The sequence below is a fragment of the Cupriavidus sp. 2TAF22 genome (assembly GCF_052115045.1).
GTDB lineage: Bacteria > Pseudomonadota > Gammaproteobacteria > Burkholderiales > Burkholderiaceae > Cupriavidus.
On the sequence record NZ_JBFRFX010000027.1, the window covers coordinates 71,346 to 88,413 of the forward strand.

At 65.2% G+C, this 17,068-nt stretch carries 15 protein-coding genes and 1 pseudogene; 14 read left to right on the top strand and 2 right to left on the bottom strand.

The window, feature by feature from the left end; translation table 11 throughout:
- Positions 1-43: 43 nt before the first annotated feature.
- From AB4Z48_RS27930 to AB4Z48_RS27940, 3 genes and pseudogenes are all read left to right on the top strand, one after another.
- The gene (locus tag AB4Z48_RS27930; protein WP_441619978.1) at positions 44-1,318 is read left to right on the top strand and encodes a Zn-dependent hydrolase; all 1,275 of its coding nucleotides are present in this window, start codon (positions 44-46) and stop codon (positions 1,316-1,318) included.
- A 23-nt stretch (positions 1,319-1,341) separates the two neighbouring features.
- Entirely contained in the window at positions 1,342-2,565 is a 1,224-nt protein-coding gene (locus tag AB4Z48_RS27935) for a diaminopropionate ammonia-lyase (RefSeq protein ID WP_441619980.1), read from the top strand.
- Positions 2,566-2,669: 104 nt separating this feature from the next.
- Positions 2,670-4,114: pseudogene (locus tag AB4Z48_RS27940) on the top strand (APC family permease).
- 30 nt (positions 4,115-4,144) lie between these two features.
- On the opposite strand, the gene AB4Z48_RS27945 reads toward AB4Z48_RS27940, so the two are convergent.
- Positions 4,145-4,615: an Lrp/AsnC family transcriptional regulator gene (locus AB4Z48_RS27945; protein WP_441619982.1), complete on the bottom strand. Its 471-nt coding sequence runs from the start codon at positions 4,613-4,615 to the stop codon at positions 4,145-4,147.
- A gap of 178 nt (positions 4,616-4,793) precedes the next feature.
- On the opposite strand from AB4Z48_RS27945, the gene AB4Z48_RS27950 reads away from it, so the two are divergent.
- A complete protein-coding gene (locus tag AB4Z48_RS27950; RefSeq protein ID WP_441619984.1) occupies positions 4,794-5,969 on the top strand; it encodes a M20 aminoacylase family protein in 1,176 nt (391 codons plus the stop codon).
- 128 nt (positions 5,970-6,097) lie between these two features.
- On the opposite strand, the gene AB4Z48_RS27955 is transcribed toward AB4Z48_RS27950, so the two are convergent.
- Positions 6,098-6,454 (bottom strand): hypothetical protein, encoded by a 357-nt coding sequence (locus AB4Z48_RS27955; protein WP_441619986.1) that lies wholly within the window; start codon positions 6,452-6,454, stop codon positions 6,098-6,100.
- 330 nt (positions 6,455-6,784) lie between these two features.
- On the opposite strand from AB4Z48_RS27955, the gene AB4Z48_RS27960 reads away from it, so the two are divergent.
- The 10 genes from AB4Z48_RS27960 to AB4Z48_RS28005 all read left to right on the top strand — a co-directional run bounded on the left by AB4Z48_RS27960 (position 6,785) and on the right by AB4Z48_RS28005 (position 17,032).
- Positions 6,785-8,353: a ShlB/FhaC/HecB family hemolysin secretion/activation protein gene (locus AB4Z48_RS27960; protein ID WP_441619988.1), complete on the top strand. Its 1,569-nt coding sequence runs from the start codon at positions 6,785-6,787 to the stop codon at positions 8,351-8,353.
- 86 nt (positions 8,354-8,439) lie between these two features.
- On the top strand, positions 8,440-10,209 hold the full coding sequence (locus tag AB4Z48_RS27965; protein ID WP_441619990.1) for a DUF2341 domain-containing protein: 1,770 nt from the start codon (positions 8,440-8,442) through the stop codon (positions 10,207-10,209).
- Between the two features lie 15 nt (positions 10,210-10,224).
- Positions 10,225-10,635: an ExbD/TolR family protein gene (locus tag AB4Z48_RS27970; protein ID WP_441619992.1), complete on the top strand. Its 411-nt coding sequence runs from the start codon at positions 10,225-10,227 to the stop codon at positions 10,633-10,635.
- Between the two features lie 6 nt (positions 10,636-10,641).
- Complete coding sequence (locus AB4Z48_RS27975; protein WP_441619994.1) at positions 10,642-11,352, top strand: energy transducer TonB family protein; 711 nt, start codon at positions 10,642-10,644, stop codon at positions 11,350-11,352.
- Between the two features lie 41 nt (positions 11,353-11,393).
- Positions 11,394-13,163 (top strand): putative porin, encoded by a 1,770-nt coding sequence (locus tag AB4Z48_RS27980; RefSeq protein WP_441619996.1) that lies wholly within the window; start codon positions 11,394-11,396, stop codon positions 13,161-13,163.
- A gap of 10 nt (positions 13,164-13,173) precedes the next feature.
- Positions 13,174-13,914 carry a hypothetical protein gene (locus AB4Z48_RS27985; RefSeq protein WP_441619998.1) on the top strand — a complete coding sequence of 247 codons (741 nt, stop codon included), beginning with the start codon at positions 13,174-13,176 and terminating at the stop codon, positions 13,912-13,914.
- A gap of 40 nt (positions 13,915-13,954) precedes the next feature.
- On the top strand, positions 13,955-14,533 hold the full coding sequence (locus AB4Z48_RS27990) for a YbjN domain-containing protein (RefSeq protein WP_441620000.1): 579 nt from the start codon (positions 13,955-13,957) through the stop codon (positions 14,531-14,533).
- Between the two features lie 330 nt (positions 14,534-14,863).
- The gene (locus tag AB4Z48_RS27995) at positions 14,864-15,448 is read left to right on the top strand and encodes a secretin and TonB N-terminal domain-containing protein (protein WP_441620002.1); all 585 of its coding nucleotides are present in this window, start codon (positions 14,864-14,866) and stop codon (positions 15,446-15,448) included.
- Positions 15,445-15,957, top strand: a complete 513-nt coding sequence (locus AB4Z48_RS28000; protein WP_441620004.1) for an RNA polymerase sigma factor — start codon at positions 15,445-15,447, stop codon at positions 15,955-15,957. The genes AB4Z48_RS27995 and AB4Z48_RS28000 overlap by 4 nt, the downstream gene beginning before the upstream one ends.
- A gap of 91 nt (positions 15,958-16,048) precedes the next feature.
- Complete coding sequence (locus tag AB4Z48_RS28005; RefSeq protein ID WP_441620006.1) at positions 16,049-17,032, top strand: FecR family protein; 984 nt, start codon at positions 16,049-16,051, stop codon at positions 17,030-17,032.
- Positions 17,033-17,068 lie beyond the last annotated feature (36 nt).

Genomic DNA, 17,068 nt, shown 5'->3' on the forward strand with positions numbered 1-17,068 from the left:
GTGGCCCGCTGGACAACGAATGTCATGGGATTGGAGACGTTGAATGTCTAACACCACCACACCGAAGCCGCGCCGCCTTCACCTTGATGGTGCCACATTGCTGCGCCAGCTAAAGGAACTCGGGGAAATTGGCGCCGACAGCGAGGCTGGTGGTCGGACTCGCATCGCACTTACCGACGACGAGAAGGCGGGACGGGACCTGGTTGCCCGCTGGATGCACGAACTGGCACTGGAGGTCGTCGTAGACCGTATCGGCAACGTGTTTGGTGTCCTTCGTTCGCCAACCGATGACGGCGCCCAGACTCCGCTGATGATGGGCTCGCACATCGACAGCGTGACGAATGCCGGCGCCCTGGATGGCTGCTACGGCGTGCTGGCGGGCCTGGCCGTGGCGCGGGCCTATCGGCAATCCGGCGTCGCACCGGCCCGCACCATCCTGATTGGTGCCTTCACCAATGAGGAAGGCATCCGCTATCAGCCGGACATGATGGGGTCGCTCGTCTACGCAGGCGGCCTTTCGGTCGACGAGGCATTGAACACCATTGGCACGGACGGCACGCGCCTCGGCGACGAGCTGGTGCGCATCGGCTATGCCGGCAACCTGGAGCCGGGTGCCATCGTCCCACACGAATACGTCGAGCTCCACATCGAGCAGGGCCCCATTCTGGAAGCGGAAGGTATCCAGATTGGCGTGGTCGAAAGCCTGCAAGGCATCTCATGGCAGCAGGTGACCATCCAGGGCAATGCCAACCACGCCGGCACGACGCCGACGCACCTAAGGCACGACGCCAGATTCGTGGCGGCATCCATGGTGACGTTCCTGCGCGAACTGGCGCGCGACTCTGGTGGCACAACACTGGCAACCGCGGGCTGCCTGAGCGTCCAACCGAACGTCATCAACGTTATCCCGCGCCGCGCCACGATCACAGTAGACCTCCGCGACGCGGACGAGGAGCGCTTGAAGCTGGCCGAGCAGCGCTTCGCCGAATTCCTCGAAAAGGTGGCCCAACAGGAGGGTGTAAAAGTCACCACCGAGCGGTTGGCACGCTTTGAACCTGTCGCCTTCGATGCCAGCCTCGTGGATTGCATCGAAGCTTCGGCAAACCGCTTTGGCTTGACTCACCGGCGCATGACTTCCGGCGCCGGCCACGACGCTCAGATGATCGCCCGCATCGCGCCTGCAGCGATGATTTTCGTGCCTAGCAAGGGTGGCATCAGCCATAACCCGCGCGAGCACACCGACGACGATCAGCTTGTTATGGGTGCTGAAGTACTGCTCGACGTCGTGCTCAATCGCCTCGGCCAAGCTCAGGCCTGAACTTCCATCCCATCGGAGTACCTATGCTGACCAAGAATTCGCATGCCCGCCGGACCGCGTATCCCGCCGAGCTCAAAGACATCATGAGCATCGAGCAAGCCGAGCGCAGCCGCACCTGGCTCTCTCGCTGGGACCAACTGAACGCCGGCCCCACGCCGCTGCGCGACCTCCCCAAGCTTGCCGCCAGCCTGAACATCGCCCAATTGAGCGCGAAGGACGAATCGGTTCGCTCGCCGCTGGGCAGCTTCAAGGCGCTGGGTGCGCCGATTGCCCTGGTTCGGCTGATTCTCCGCATCTACCCAGAGCGGCACCTGGAGCCGCTGGCGCTGATTGACGGAAAGTATGCAGACCTGCTGAAGGACTTCACGGTCATCAGTGCGACTGATGGCAACCACGGTCGCGCCCTCGCGTCTGCGGCCAGGTCCTTCGGCTGCCAATGCGTGATTGTGCTGCACGCCAATGTCAGCCAGGAGCGCGAAGATGCCATCGCGGCATACGGCGCAACCATCGTGCGAATCGCTGGCAACTACGATGAATCCGTCGAAGAAGCGGCCCGTCTGGCTGCAGCCAACCACTGGACTGTCGTCTCCGACACCTCCTACGAGGGCTACCTGGACATCCCGCGTGACGTGATGCAGGGATACGGCGCCATCGCCGCAGAAATCATGACGCAGGCAGGAGTCGCGCCTGGCCAGCCGTCCCCATACTCGCATGTCTTCCTGCAGGGCGGTGTGGGCGGACTGGCCGCCGGCATTGCCAGCTATTTCTGGGAGTTCTTTGGCGCGAGTCGTCCCACGTTTGTTGTCGTCGAGCCCGTTCAGGCTGATTGCCTGTATCAAAGCGCGCTGCAAGGCAAGGCGGCTAACGCCACCGGCTCGGTCGACTCCGTGATGGCGGGCCTGGCCTGTGGCGAGACGTCGCCTCTCGCGTGGCGTTTCCTCGAGCACAGCGTGGATGTCTTCATGACGATTTCCGACGACGATGCGGTCACGGCAATGCACCAGCTCGCTGGGAAGCAGACCGGTGACATGCCAGTCGTCGCCGGTGAATCTGGTGCCGCAGGCTTGGCCGGCCTGGCCGTCCTTCGCGCGAATGCAGCGCTATCCGTAGAGGCAGGACTCGACGCAACCTCACGCGTCCTGCTCATCAATACCGAAGGCGCTACGGCGCCATCCGTCTACCAGCAACTGGTGGGCGAGTCGCATGAATCGGTGCTCGCACGCCAGGCCGCCTGGCTCGCGCGCTGATTCGGTCGATACCCTACACATCACCCACTAAGAAGCGCACACCGCGGCGATGAGGCTCTCCTCATCGTCGGGGATACGTGCGTCCATACGAAATGGAGACAGCAATGAGTTCGACACAGAAGCGCAGTATTGGGCCGATTGCCCTGATGTTCACAGGGCTCGGGTCCATCATCGGCTCCGGCTGGCTGTTCGGTGCTTGGCACACGGCGAAGATCGCCGGACCTGCCGCTATCCTGGCCTGGGTCATCGGCGCTGTGGTCATCCGATTGAGGCCATCGCCTCGGTGCAATACATGGCTTCATGGCCATACCCATGGGCGCAGGGGCTCATGACCGAAGGCGAGCTAACGATGCCTGGCCTGGTTGCCAGCGCTGCGCTCGTTATCGTCTACTTCCTGCTCAACTACTGGGGTGTCAAGCTCTTCGTGAAGACGAACTCGGCCATCACGGTCTTCAAGATTGCCGTTCCGGCGTTAACGGTTGTCGGCTTGGTCTGGGGGGGCTTCCATACCGAGAACTTTGCCATTGGCACCAGCGCGGCATTTGCGCCCTATGGATGGTCGGCGGTCCTGACAGCGGTAGCCACGAGCGGTATCGTCTTCAGTTTCAACGGCTTCCAGAGTCCTGTGAGCCTGGCTGGCGAGGCCCGCGACCCAGCACGTAGCATCCCCTTTGCTGTGGTCGGTTCGATTCTTGTGGCGTTGTTTATCTATGCGCTGCTGCAAGTCGCCTTTATTGGAGCGGTGAGCCCGGCCAGCATCCGCGAGGGGTGGTCGCATCTGAACTTCACGTCTCCGTTTGCCGAACTGGCCTTGGCGTTGAACCTGAACTGGCTGGCCATGGTGCTGTACGTGGATGCCTTCATCAGCCCGTCGGGAACCGGCGCAATTTACACGGCAACGACGGCCCGGATGATCCATGCCATGGAGCGCAACGACACCATGCCCCGGCTCTTTGGCAACACCCATCCCATCTTTGGCGTGCCGCGCGAAGCCATGTGGTTCAACCTGGCGGTGTCCTTCATCTTCCTGTTCTTCTTCCGCGGTTGGGGTGCCCTGGCCGCCGTGATTTCAGTTGCGGTCGTCATCTCGTTCCTTTCCGGCCCCGTCAGTCTGATGTCGCTGCGAGAACATGCCAATGACATGCATAGGCCGCTGCATACCCGGGGTATGTCGCCGATTGCGCCCTTTGCGTTCGTCTGTGCCACCTTGGTCCTCTACTGGGCGCGGTGGCCCCTGACCGGCCAGGTCATCGTCCTGATGGTCGCAGCCTTGCCGCTATACCTCTATTACCAGGCAAAGGCCGGATGGCGTGGCTTCGGCGAGGAATTGCGCTCGGCCTGGTGGCTTATCTTGTATCTGCCTGCAATTGCGCTGCTTTCGTACCTGGGCGGCCAGGAATTCGGCGGGCAGGGAGTCATCCCCGCAGGCTGGGACATGTTGGTCGTTGCCGCAATTGGCCTGGTCTTCTACCGCTGGGGCGTTCGAAGCGGCCGCCGAACCGCTTACTTGTCGGAAAGCAGCGCGGCAGAGTCGAGGGAGTTCGCCTAGAAATGCGGCGGGTTCGCCCGCCGCATTTCCCTAGGATTCAATGGCTACGCCAAGACTTACCTTCGCCCGCTGCATGGCCACGTGTGTCTGGAAGCTTTTGACGTTGCCGGAGACAAAAAAGAGCTCACGCGTGAGCCGCTCGTACTCTGTCATGTCGGCGACAGCCAGAACCAGCAGGAAATCGAAGTCCCCCGTGACGTAGTAGACCTGCTGGACCTGCGGACAGTCGACGAAGCGCTTCTTCACCTCGTCAAGAAGGTCCAGGCGCTCACTTTCGAGTTTCACTTGGACCAGCACTGTAATGGGCTTACCCACCCTTGCCGGGTCGACCACCGAGGTGTTCGCCATGATGACTCCGTCAGCCTCCAGCGCGGCAATGCGACGATTCACCGCTGATGGCGACAGGTTTACCGCATCGGCGAGTTCGCGTTGTGACAGCCTGTTGTTCGTCTGAAGTAGCTGCAAGAGCTTTCGATCGTATGCATCTAGTTGCAAAGCCATGAGTTCTTTCCTGGACGAATCTGACGTGGCGCAATTTTCGCCCTAATAATAGCTGTGATCGACGCCAAATCTTACCCTTCAACGCAAGTACGTTTCATTTTGCCCGACAAGAACGCTGGAATCTTGCGGGGCAGCGCTCGTAAGATGCAACGGTCCCCCGATCGCAAAGAACATTCCCATGTACGCTGATAAAGACCTTCTCGACCTGCTCATGTCATGGCGACACGAGCTTCACCGACATCCGGAGACGGGCTTCGAGGAGCTGAGAACCTCGGACTTTGTCGCAGAGCTGCTCAGCGGCATGGGGATGGAGGTGCATCGCGGTATAGGTGGCACCGGCCTGGTCGCGAACTTAAAGGCGGGAGGCGGTCAGGGTGTCATTGGGCTTCGCGCCGACATGGATGCGCTGGCCATTCACGAGAATGCTCCGGAGCGTGCGCACGCGTCGAAGACCGAAGGAAAAATGCATGCGTGCGGCCACGACGGCCACATGGCGATGATTCTTGGCGCCGCCAAGTTGCTCAGTGAGCGTCGGAACTTCAATGGGACGGTGCGCTTCATCTTCCAGCCTGCCGAGGAACATGGCCGCGGTGCAAAGGCGATGATGCAGGATGGCCTGTTCGATCGTTTCCCGGTCGAGGCGATCTACGGTGCGCACAATATGCCGGGCCTGGCGGCCGGCAACATCGCAACGCGTGCAGGCGGCATCATGGCCAGCGAAGACAATTTCGTGATTCATGTGAAAGGGCACGGCACGCATGCGGCCAGGCCGCATATGGGTGTCGACCCCATCGTGATCGGCTCGGAAATCGTGCTCGCGCTGCAAACCATCGTTGCGCGCAATGTCGACCCCAGCCTGCCAGCGGTGATTTCGTGCACCGAGTTCATCACAGACGGCATTCGCAATGCCATTCCGACGAATGTCATTATCAAGGGCGATACGCGAAGCTACACGCCTGCGGTCCAGTCTTTGCTCGAAACCCGCATGCGGGAAATCAGCGAGGGTATTTGCCGCATGCACGGTGCGACATGCACATTCGAGTACACCCACGAGTTTGCGCCGACTGTTAATTGGGAACAGTGCGTGCCAGTTGCAATGGAAGCGGCGAGAAATATTGTCGGCGAGGACCGCGTGAACGGTGCGGTCGATCCGATGATGATTTCCGAAGATTTCGGCGCATTCTTGCAGGTGGTGCCCGGCGCTTTCGTTTTCATCGGTAATGGCGAGTCGGGGATGGCGGGAGGTGTACCGCTGCACAACAGTCGCTACGATTTCAACGATGATGTTCTGACCGTCGGCGCCAGGTATTTCGCTGAGGTTGCGCGACTCGCATTGCCCGCAAGAGGTTCGTAGTCGCTCCTGCGTTGGAACGACGACGTTTTTTGCTCATGTAGTTCGTGCGATCTGAGGCGGTTCCGCCCCGGAAACGGTCGTTGTTCCTCGTCAAACGTCCTCTGCGACCCAGGCCAGTCCTCGGATCCCTACTTCAGTGGGGCGGGTGTCGGCACCGCGGGCATCCCGTGGGTGTTGCCGGCTGGCCGCTGCGGCAACACAGAACTGCCGAAGGTGTTGCCCATCCGGTGTTCCGTTGCGGCGCGGTTATATAGGCCGAGTTGGTTGGACGGACGCTTTGCGATGGACTCCGAGCCGAGCTGCCGCTGTTCGGCCGTGTCATTGCGTGGGGGCATCAGTTCCTGCGTCAGGCAGGAATAAGATGGCGCGCGCTCGCCGTTGACTTCAACCTCAACACAGGCCCGCCTGGGCGGGCTGGCCGGCATATCGGCCCATGCCTGGCTACCGGCGAATACCATCGCCATCACCGCAATCCGCTTCCACATAGCCTCTCCATTCTGACGCACGCATGTCTGCCGTCAGTGTCGTGCCACGTCCCGAGTCCGAACATGAAGTTTCCGTGACAAACGACATATCTGCCAATTACTGACCGTCTAGGCATCTGTGCGTAACGCTGACATGAGGACTGGTGATCATGTTTCGCGGCGTGATGCCCCCAGTAGTGCTGTCCTTGGTCGGGACCATGGCACGCGGGGCTAGCAATCGATACAAGAAGGCCGAGTCAACTCATGCGAGTCAGGAAGAAGAAGGGCGCGTCGCCGCCATGGCAGGCAGTGTGCGCGGCGGTAATTGGACTGGGGACACAGGGTGTGGCAATGGCGCAGCCCGACGGGGCGAAGCCCGGTGCAGCCGCCGCCGTGCAGGCGGAAAGCAGAGCCGACGTTCAGCCGGAGCGCCGTGTCGACGTCAGTGAATACGTGGTGCGCGGCAATACCGTGCTGGACGTGCGCACGATCGAACGCGCGGTAACGCCGTATCTGGGGCCGTCGCGCGCGCTGAAGGACATCGAGTCCGCACGCGACGCGCTGCTGGCCGCGTATCAGGCCAAGGGCTATCAGTCCGTCTACGTGGATCTGCCCGAGCAGCAGGTCACCGGTGGCGTGGTCTATCTGCAGGTGAGCGAAACCCGCGTGGGCAGGGTGCGCGTGGTGGGTACCGAGTACCAGTCGCCGCGCGAGGTGCGCGAGCAGGTGCCGGCGCTGGCCGAAGGCGCGGTGCCCGATTTCACGCTGGCCCAGGCGCAGCTGACCGAGCTGAACCGGGGCGGCAAGCGGCAGGTCATGCCGCTGGTGAAGCAGGGCGCGCTGCCGGGCACCATGGACGTGGATCTCAAGGTCGAGGACAGCAGTCCCTGGCGCGGCAGTATCGGCGTGAACAACGACTACAGCGCCGATACCAGGGAATTGCGCGCGCTGGCGTCCATCGGCCATGACAACCTCTGGCAGCTGGGGCACAGTGCCTCGCTGAGCTTCTTCGGCTCGCCGCAGGACCTGAACCAGACGCAGGTGTGGTCGGGCTCGTACCTGGCGCCGATTCGCGGCACCAACTGGGGCGCCGAGGTGTCGGGCTACCTGTCCGACAGCAACGTCGCCACCACGGGCGGAACCAACGTGCTGGGCAAGGGCCACTCGATCGGGGTACGCGGTACCTACACTGTGCCGAACACCGGCGACTGGTATCACGCGCTGAGCCTAGGTGTCGACTTCAAGGACAACAAGGAAGTCACGCGGCTCGGCAACGCCGGCGACACCGTGCCGCTCAAGTACGCACCGATCACGCTGTCCTATTCCGGCTTCACGCAGACCACGCGCGGCCAGTATGGCCTGAACGTGGCGATGGTGGCCGGTACGCGCAGCTTCCTGGGCTACGGCAGCGACTGGAAGGAATTCGACTACAAGCGCTACAAGGCATCGCCCAGCTTCCTGCTGCTCAAGGGCGATACCAACGGCACCTACAGCTTCGCGGGCAACGCGCAGCTTGCCTGGCGGCTGGCCGGGCAGATCACCGATTCGCCGCTGGTCTCCAGCGAGCAGATTGCCGCCGGCGGCATGAATTCGGTGCGCGGCTACCTGTCGGCCGAAAGCACGGGCGACTACGGTGTGGTGGGCTCGGTCGAACTGCGCACGCCGCCGCTGGACTTGTTCGGCGGCACCGTGGAGGACTGGCGCGTCTATGCGTTTGCCGATGCCGGGCAGTTGCGCCTGCGCGATCCGCTGCCCGAGCAGGAAAGCCGCTTCTCGCTGGCGTCGGTGGGCCTGGGTACGAGCTTCCGGCTGGCGCGCTACGTCAACGGCCGGCTCGACCTGGGCTTCCCGCTCAAGAACGGCCAGCGCACCGAACGCTACGACCCGCGCCTGAACTTCAGCGTGATCGCCACCTATTGATCGCCAATTGATTCCGTGGCGCGGCCGGCGGTCGGCGCCACCCCCAAACACAGCATTCCGAAGAAAGCCAACGGAGAACCATTGTCATGCGACGTTCCCTCTTCCTGCTGCTCGCCCTGGCGAGCACGCTCCTGCCGAATCTGGCCCATGCCTGGTGGCAGCCAGACTGGGCCTATCGCAAGCCGGTGACCATCGACGCCGGTCCGCAAGGCGGCAATATCGGCGGCGACGCCGGCCGCACGCCGGTGCTGCTGCGGCTGCATACGGGCAATTTCAGCTTCGAGGGCGTGAGCGACACCGGTGCCGATCTCCGCTTCGTGGCCGCAGACGACAAGACCGTGCTGAATCATCAGGTCGAGCAGTTCGATCCGCTGCTCGGCATCGCGCTGGTGTGGGTGGATGTGCCCGCCGTGTCCGCCGGTGCGGCCAATGGCAAGCAGCAGTTCTGGATGTACTACGGCAACCCGAAGGCGCCCGCATCGGGCAACGGCCAGCGCGTGTTCGATCCGGACTTCACGCTGGTCTATCACTTCGCCGAGGGCAGCGTCCCGGCGCGCGACAGCACGGCGTACGGCAACAACAGCCAGACGGCCGTGGTCAGCATCGATGGCACGGTCATCGGTAAGGGCGCGCAATTGGGTAACGCCTCGCTGGCGCTGCCGGCATCGCCGTCGCTGGCGGTGCAGGCAGGCGGCACGTTCGCGTTCTCGGCGTGGGTACGTCCCGACCAGCTCGGCGCACAGCAACTGATCTACGCCCGCCGCGATGGCGCCGGCGAACTGCTGATTGGCGTGGACCAGGGCGTGCCGTTCGTGCAGGTCAACGGCCAGCGCAGCAATCCGGGGCAACCGGTGCAGGCCGGCCAGTGGTCGCATGTGGCGGTGAATGCCGATGGCAAGACGGTGACGCTGTTCGTGGGTGGCCGGGCTGCCGCCTCGCTCCCGGCCGCGCTGCCGGCGCTGAATTCGCCAGCCTTTATCGGTGCCGACAGCGAAGGCGCGCATGGCTTGCCGGGTGCGATCGACGAAGTGCGCGTGTCGAAGGTGGCACGTCCCGCTGCCATGCTGCTGGCCGATGCGGTGTCGCAGGGCGCCGATTCGCGTCTGACGGCGTTCGGCCCGGACGAGCAGCAGGCCGGCAAGAGCCATTTCGGCTACATCCTCGCCGCCATGCCGCTGGACGCCTGGGTCGTCGTGGGCCTGCTGGGCCTGATGATGGCCGCCTCGTGGACCATCATGATCACCAAGGGCCGCGCCTTCGGTGCCAACGCCCGCGCCAACGTGGCCTTCATGGCGCAGTTCCGCGAAGCCTCGCGCGTATCGCTCGATCACCTGGCCAAGACGGGCCGCGTCACGGCCGACGTCAAGCAGCATTCGTCGCTGTGGCGTCTCTATGAAATAGCCGTGGACGAGCTGCACCGGCGTCACCAGATGGGCTACGACACCAGCGCCGTGGGGGCCGCCACGATCGGCGCCATCCGCGCATCGATGGATGGCGTGATGGTGCGCGAGAGCGAACGCATGGCAAGCCGCATGAACTGGCTGTCCACCACGATCGAGGGCGCGCCTTATGTGGGCCTGTTCGGTACGGTGATCGGCATCATGCTGGTGTTCGTGGTGGCGGCCATGGCCGGCGCGGTGGACATCAACTCGGTGGCACCGGGCATGGCGGCGGCGCTGCTGTGTACGGCTGCCGGCCTGGGCGTGGCCATTCCCGCGCTGTTCGGCTACAACTGGCTGGCCTCGCGCTCGGACGCCATCGCCGCCGACATGGCCGTGTTCGTGGACGAATTCGCCACGCGCCTGGCCGAAGAGCAGGGCGAGGGCCGTCACGCGCCCGTCCTGCAACGCGCCTGAAGCGGAGCCGCGATCATGGCAAACGCAAACAGGTTCGGTGTGCGCAAGCGCAGCGGCGGCATCAATATCACGCCGTTCGTCGACGTGCTGCTGGTGGTGCTCGTGATCTTCATCCTGACCAGCAACGCCAGCATTCCGGGCATCAAGGTGGATCTGCCGAAGGCCAGCGCGTCGGTGGCGCTGGAAAAACCGAAAACCAAGGCCATCACGATCGACAACGCCGGCCAGGTGTTCCTGGACGCCTATCCGGTGTCGCTGCCCGAGCTCGAAGAGCGGCTGCGTACCGAGAAGGCGCTGACGCCGGACTTTCCGGTGATCGTGCGCGGCGATGCGTCGGTGCAGTACGCCAGGGTGGTGGAGGTGCTCGACCTGCTGCGCCGGATCGATCTCAACCAGATCGGTCTGGTGACCGGCAAGCCGGCCTGAGGAGCGATGAGCGTGAACCGTCACGAACCCTCGCTGGCACCCGGCGGCCGTGCCGCGCTGCTGTGGCGGCGTTGGGGCGGGTTTGGCGCTGGTGCACTGGTGCTCGGTGCGGTGGTGCTGCTGTTCTGGCATCTGCTGTCGGACACCGCCGCCACGCGGCGCGAGGTGCCCGGCACGCCGATGCTGGTGTTGCCCCCGCCGCCCCCGCCGCCGCCCGAACCGGAAAAATTGCCCGAACCCGAGCCCGTCAAGCCCGAGGTGGTGGAGCCCGAGCCGAAGCCCGCCGAGCCCACCGAGGCCCCGCAGGATGACGCCCCGCCCAGCCCGTCTCAGGACCTGGGGCAGGCCGTCACCATCGACGGCGCCGCCCAGGCCGGCAACGATGCGTTCGGCATCCAGGCCGGCGGCGGTGGCGGCATGACGGGCAGCGGCGGCGGCCTGGGCAGCCGCTCGTACTCGGCCTATGTCTCCGGCGCCCTGCAGCAGGCATTCGTGCGCGACAAACGCACGCGCCAGCTGGCGTTCGACGACATCCGCATCGAAATCTGGCTCGACACGGATGGCCGTGTCACCCGCGTGCAACTGGTGGGCGGCTCGGGCAATGCCGACTCCGACGACGCGGTACTGGCCATGGTCCGTGATTTCCGTGCCGACGAGAAGCCGCCTGCATCGCTGCGCTTCCCGATGCGGCTGTCCATCAAGGGGCGGCGGCCGTAGCGCATGTCTGCCTTCATCCCAACAGCATCCTGAAAAGAACGATGAAACCATTCGCTCACTCCCCGCGCCATGCGGTGCGTGCCAATGTACTGGCGCTGGCTGTCGCAATGGCCTGCCTGGCCACGGCTGGCACTGCCCATGCGCAGGACGCCGCGCCGTCCGAAAGCGCCATGATCAAGCTGATCCGTGGCCTGATCCAGAGCGGCGCGCTGGACAAGAACACCGGCGAGGCGCTGCTGGCCCAGGCCCAGACCGAAGCCATGGCCACGCAACTGGTGCAGCGTCCCGCGCCCGCCGCGGGCGTGGCAGCCGGTGCCGCCGCAGGGTCCGTTGCGACTGCGGCCGTACCCGGCGAAGTCCGCGTGCCGTATATCCCCGAAACCGTGCGCGACCAGATCCGCGACGAGGTCAAGGGCGAGGTCATGGCCCAGGCCAAGGCCGAAGGCTGGGCCGCGCCGAACGAAACACCGGAATGGACCAAGCGGATCCGCGTGGAGGGCGACGTGCGCCTGCGCAACGAGTCGCGCTTCTACTCGGGTGGCAACAGCGATATCCAGATCGACTGGGCCGCCATCAATTCGGGCAACGGCTTCGACGTCAACCCGAACACCAACCTGTCGCTGCCGCCGCTGCTCAATACGCGCCAGAACCGGCCGAACCAGTGGCGCGCCCGCGCCCGCCTGGGCGTGCTGGCCGACGTGACGGACAGCGTGAAGGCCGGCGTGCGCCTTGCCACGGGCAATGACAACAGCCCGGTCTCCACCAACCAGACGCTGGGCGGCGGCCTGGCCAAGAAGGATGTGTGGCTCGACCAGGCATGGCTGTCGTACCAGCCGACGCAGTGGATGAAGCTGACGGGCGGCCGCTTCGGCAATCCGTTCGTCTCCACCGACACGCTGTTCTCGTACGACCTGAACTTCGACGGTATCGCCGCGCAGTTCGACAAGACATTGCCGAACCGCGACGTGACGCTGTTCGGCACGCTGGGCTTCATCCCGCTGGAGTACTCGAAGGACAACGCGCCGTCGAACAGCCAGGACAAGATGTCGAGCGAGACCAAGTACCTGCTGGGCGCGCAGTTCGGCGCTGACTGGAAGGTAAACAACGAGAACCGCCTGCGTGGCGCGCTGGCGTACTACGACTTCCACAACGTCACCGGCCGGGTGTCGTCGCCGTGCGCGCTGTACGCGGGCGCTGATGGCTGCAACACGGACTGGACGCGTCCGGCCTTCATGCAGAAGGGCAACACGCTGATGCTGTTGCGCAATATCGCGCTCAACCCGCTGGACCCGGCCAACACGCCGCAACCGCAGTACGTCGGCCTGGCCTCGAAGTTCCAGCTGATGGACGTGAACCTGCGCTGGGATACGAAGGTGGCCGGCTACGGGCTGCGTCTGGACGGCAACTACATCCGCAACCTTGCCTATGACGAAGGCGCGATGTGGGCGCGGGCCAATGGCGGCATCGTCAACAACTTCGGCGGCAGCGGCGGCACCAGCCGTGAAGACTTCAAGAGCGGCGGCAATGCCTACATGTTCCAGGCCACGTTCGGCAAGCCGACGCCTGCGGCACGCGGCGACTGGAACGTGCTGGCCGGCTACAAGCGCATCGAGCCCGATGCGATGCCAGACGGCTACAACGACTCGACGTTCCACGGTGGCGGCACCAATGCGCGCGGCTACTACCTGGGCGGCTCGTATGCGCTGGACAGGAACGCATGGGTGACTGGCCGCTGGATTTCCACCAAGGAAGTCTTCGGCCCGCCGCTGGCCATCGACACGCTGCAGTTCGAATTCAATGCGCGCTTCTGAGGAGGATGACGTGTTCCCAACCCCCTTCCGCCGTATCCGGGGCCTGCTGCCGCTGCTCGCACTGGTGGCAGGCAGCGCCTACGCGCAACAGGCGCCCAGCATGGAAGAGCGCCTGCGCAACCAGCTGCGCATCACGACCACGCAGTTGCAGCAGGCGCAGAACGAACTGGCGATGCTGAAGGCCGGCCAGCCCCCCGCCGCTGCCAGTGGTGGCGGCGGTGGTGGCGACGTGGCGGCCATGCGCAAGGAACTAGACGCCGCCCGCGCACAGCTTGCGGCCGAGCGTGGCGCACGCGAGCAGCTGGCCGGCAGCGCGCGCCAGGCCCAGCTGCAGACGCAGGGCGTGGTCGAGAAGGCCAGCAGCCAGATCGCCCAGTATCGCCAGGCCTATGACGAACTGCTGCGCATGGCACGGGGCCTGGAGGCCGAGCGCCGCAACCTCGTGGCCGAGGCCGGCGCGCGACAGGCGGCGCTCAAGCGTTGCGAGAGCGCCAATACCCGCCTCTACAGCGTGGGGCAGGACATCCTGCATGCGTACGAGACCGTGGACATGACCACCGTGCTGGCCGCGCGTCAGCCGTTCGCGGCGCAAAGCCGTGTGCGCTACGAACAGATCGCCCAGGACTACGGCGACAAGCTTTACGAGGGGCGTTTCGATGTCCGCGCCGTGGAGCCGTCCGCCGAAGCGCCGGCGCAACCCGCGGCTGCTACCGCCGCCGTGCCGTCCGACGCCGCCCCCAAACAGCAGTAACCCCGATTCCCCGAACCTGATCCGCGAACAAGGAGTACCCATGACCGAAGCCACCCCCCTCGACGCCGCGCCAGAGACCACGTCCGCCGATAGCGCAACGCCCGCGTTGCTGACCCATGTCACCGCCGGGCAGGTGGCCGACGCCATCCGCAATGCCGGCTGCGCCGTGAACCTCGCGGAGGAAGACGGCACCGCGCGCCTGCACAGCGCCAGCCATGGCGTGGGCTTCCAGGTGCTGTGGGGCAATCGCGTAAGCAACGTGCAGTATCTCGACTTCACGCTGAGCTGCCCGCTGCGCGTGGAAGGCGGCCAGCTTCCCGATGCGTTGCTGAACGAATGGCACCGCAGCCGCCGCTTTGCGCGCATCGCCTCCCACGGTGATTTCCTCGTGCTCGAGATGGACGTGATGGTCACCGGCGGCGTGACCGAGGCTTACCTGTCGGTGGCCATGCAGGTCTGGATCCAGGTGATGGGCCAGTTCTTCCTGCATCTGCGCAACTACCGTGCGCAGGCCCGGCAGGATGACGTCAACCCGGCGGCCACCCCGGAGGCATCCGCTGCATCCGCTGCATCCGCTGAATCTGCCATTGCCACTGCCACTGCCATTGCCGAGGCTTGAGGCACCGAACGCTTTCCATTCATTGTGACCCGATGAGGCGGCACGCCGGGGATCCCTTCGGCGCGCCGTTCTCTTTTTTGTCATGGCGATGTCACGCAACCTTCATACGCTCTGCAGCGGTGTTGCGCCGGCAGGTCCGGCCGCATCCACAGGCTCTGACCGGACACCACACCCTGCACCTGACCGGCCCGCACCCAATGAACAGGTCATTCGATCTTCATGGCATGTCTGCCAGCCTCCATCCGCGCGCACGCAAGGTCGGGGCGCGTCGCGGCCATCGCGCTCGCAGCCAGCCTGGCGTGGCCATGCGTGGCCCGTGGCGAGACTGGCATGGCCTTTGACCTGCCGGCGCAGCCGTTGAAATCGGCGCTCGCACGCTACGACGCACAGACCAGTGTGTCGGTGTTCTTCCCGTCCGAACTGGCCGATGGACGCTGGTCGCATGCGGTGCAAGGTGCGATGCCCCCTGCGCAGGCGCTGCACCGGTTGCTGGAAGGCACGGGCCTGACGGCCCGCGCCACGGCTGGCGACGCCTTCGTGCTGACCCCCACGGGCGAGACGCCGGCCACCGCCGATGCGCAAGGTGCCGCAGTGCCCCGCCAACCCTATGACGCGCTGGTGCAGTCGCGGGTACGGCAGACGCTGTGCGCGCGGCCCGCGCTGGCGCTGGGCACCTACCGGCTTGCGTTGTCCGTGCGCCTCGACCGCGCCGGCCGCGTGCAGCGCGCGCGTTTGCTGGACAGCACGGGCGACACCCGTCGCGATGCCGCGATTGTCGATGCGCTGCGCCAGACCGATATCGGCCGCGCGCCTGAGCATCCCGAGAACCCTTTCGTGCTGCTGGTGCGGCCCGTGGCATGCCCCCCGGGCGAGACCTGCGCCAAGCCTTGCGATGCGCCACGGAGCGTTCAGTGAGCGAGACCATCCGCACCAGCCTGCGCGACCTGCTGACGCAACGCTACGACGATCTCAAGCGGCGCCTGACGTGGCGGTTGGGCTCGGCGGAGCTGGCCAGCGATGCCCTGCACGACACCTGGGTGCATCTGGAAGACCGCAACGATGCCAATGGCCCGGTGGCCAGCCCGGCGGCCTACCTGATGCGCATGGCCACGAACCTGGCGCTGGACCGCCTGCAGCGCGACCGTCGCTTCATGAGCGCGGAAGAGTTGGACACGCTGATGCTGGAGATTGCCGATCCGGCGCCGGGACCGGCGCAGACGGTGGCGGCGCGCGGCGAGGTGCAGGCGCTGGCCAGGCTGATCGAGAAAATGCCGCCGCGCCGGCGTGCGATCTTCCTGGCGGTGCGCGTCGATGAACTGTCGAACCAGGAGGCGGCGGTGCGCTTTGGCGTGTCCGCCCGGTTGATCGGTCTCGAACTGAAGCGGGCGCACGAGTACTGCGTCGCGCACATGGACCAGGCATGAGCGAAGAAATCGTGCCGATCCGGCGTGCCAGAACCGTCTTGATGTCATGCGAGCTTGCTCGGCAACATCGCCTGACGCCATGACTCCCACCATGAACCGCCTGCTCCAACGGCCACGCCGCCTTACCCGGATCGAACGCCAGGCCATGCGCTGGGTGCGGCGCATCAGTGCCGGCCCGATGACCCATCGCGACGGCGACGCGCTGCGCCAGTGGTGCCGGGCCAATCCCGCCCATGCGGCCGCATTTGCCACGGCGCAACGCCAATGGCAGCTGCTGGCGCAGGGCGGTGAAGCGCTGCTTGCAGAGAAGCCGCTGGCGTCGCGCCCGGAGATCCAGGCGTCGCCCGTGCAGTGGCAGCGCCGTGCTTTCCTGGGTGGCGCCGTGGGTGCCGTCGCCGCTACGACGGCCGCGATGATCTATCCGCCGCTGGGGCTGTGGCCGTCCGCGCGCGAGATGCGTGCCGACTATCGCACCGTGGCCGGCGAACAGCGGCATCTGGCACTCGGCGACGACGTCGGCGTCGAACTGAATACGCGCACCAGCATCGCGCTACGCCAGCGTGGCCGGGTGGCGGGCATCGACCTGATTGCGGGCGAAACGGCGATCGACATGGCCGACGCCCGGCTGCCGTTCGCGGTTTCGGCCGGTGCCGGCCGTGCGGTGGGCGCGCGGGCGCGCTTCGAGGTGCGCCACGTCGCCGGGCAGGTCTGCGTGACCTGCGTGCAGGGGCTGGTACAGGTGGCGCACCCGTCCGGCTCGGTGACGCTGACCGCGCGGCAGCAGGTGTCCTATGACGACCGCAAGCTGGCGCGCGTGGTCAACCTCGACGCCGCGCGCATGCCGGCCTGGCGCGAAGGCTTCCTGCGGTTTGCGGAGACTCCGCTCGGGGACGTGGTGAACGAAATCAATCGCTACCGCACCGGCAAGCTGGTGCTGATGGCCAGCCAGCTGGCCACGCGTCCGGTGACCGGGCGTTTCCAGCTCGATGCGCTCGACAAGGCCATTGCGCAGATCCAGCATTCGTTTGGCCTGAGCGCACGCCACCTGCCCGGCGGCGTGGTGCTGCTGTCTTGATTCCGTCGCGGTCCTGTCACCAAATCTTCAAGGAAA

Coding starts and splice junctions, on each gene's coding strand:
- AB4Z48_RS27970 (WP_441619992.1), top strand. CDS start 10,225: ATGGCAAACGCAAACAGGTTCGGTGTGCGCAAGCGCAGCGGCGGCATC.
- AB4Z48_RS27935 (WP_441619980.1), top strand. CDS start 1,342: ATGCTGACCAAGAATTCGCATGCCCGCCGGACCGCGTATCCCGCCGAG.
- AB4Z48_RS27965 (WP_441619990.1), top strand. CDS start 8,440: ATGCGACGTTCCCTCTTCCTGCTGCTCGCCCTGGCGAGCACGCTCCTG.
- AB4Z48_RS27955 (WP_441619986.1), bottom strand. CDS start 6,454: ATGTGGAAGCGGATTGCGGTGATGGCGATGGTATTCGCCGGTAGCCAG.
- AB4Z48_RS27960 (WP_441619988.1), top strand. CDS start 6,785: ATGGCGCAGCCCGACGGGGCGAAGCCCGGTGCAGCCGCCGCCGTGCAG.
- AB4Z48_RS27950 (WP_441619984.1), top strand. CDS start 4,794: ATGTACGCTGATAAAGACCTTCTCGACCTGCTCATGTCATGGCGACAC.
- AB4Z48_RS27990 (WP_441620000.1), top strand. CDS start 13,955: ATGACCGAAGCCACCCCCCTCGACGCCGCGCCAGAGACCACGTCCGCC.
- AB4Z48_RS28005 (WP_441620006.1), top strand. CDS start 16,049: ATGAACCGCCTGCTCCAACGGCCACGCCGCCTTACCCGGATCGAACGC.
- AB4Z48_RS27945 (WP_441619982.1), bottom strand. CDS start 4,615: ATGGCTTTGCAACTAGATGCATACGATCGAAAGCTCTTGCAGCTACTT.
- AB4Z48_RS27930 (WP_441619978.1), top strand. CDS start 44: ATGTCTAACACCACCACACCGAAGCCGCGCCGCCTTCACCTTGATGGT.
- AB4Z48_RS27995 (WP_441620002.1), top strand. CDS start 14,864: ATGGCCTTTGACCTGCCGGCGCAGCCGTTGAAATCGGCGCTCGCACGC.
- AB4Z48_RS27975 (WP_441619994.1), top strand. CDS start 10,642: ATGAGCGTGAACCGTCACGAACCCTCGCTGGCACCCGGCGGCCGTGCC.
- AB4Z48_RS27980 (WP_441619996.1), top strand. CDS start 11,394: ATGAAACCATTCGCTCACTCCCCGCGCCATGCGGTGCGTGCCAATGTA.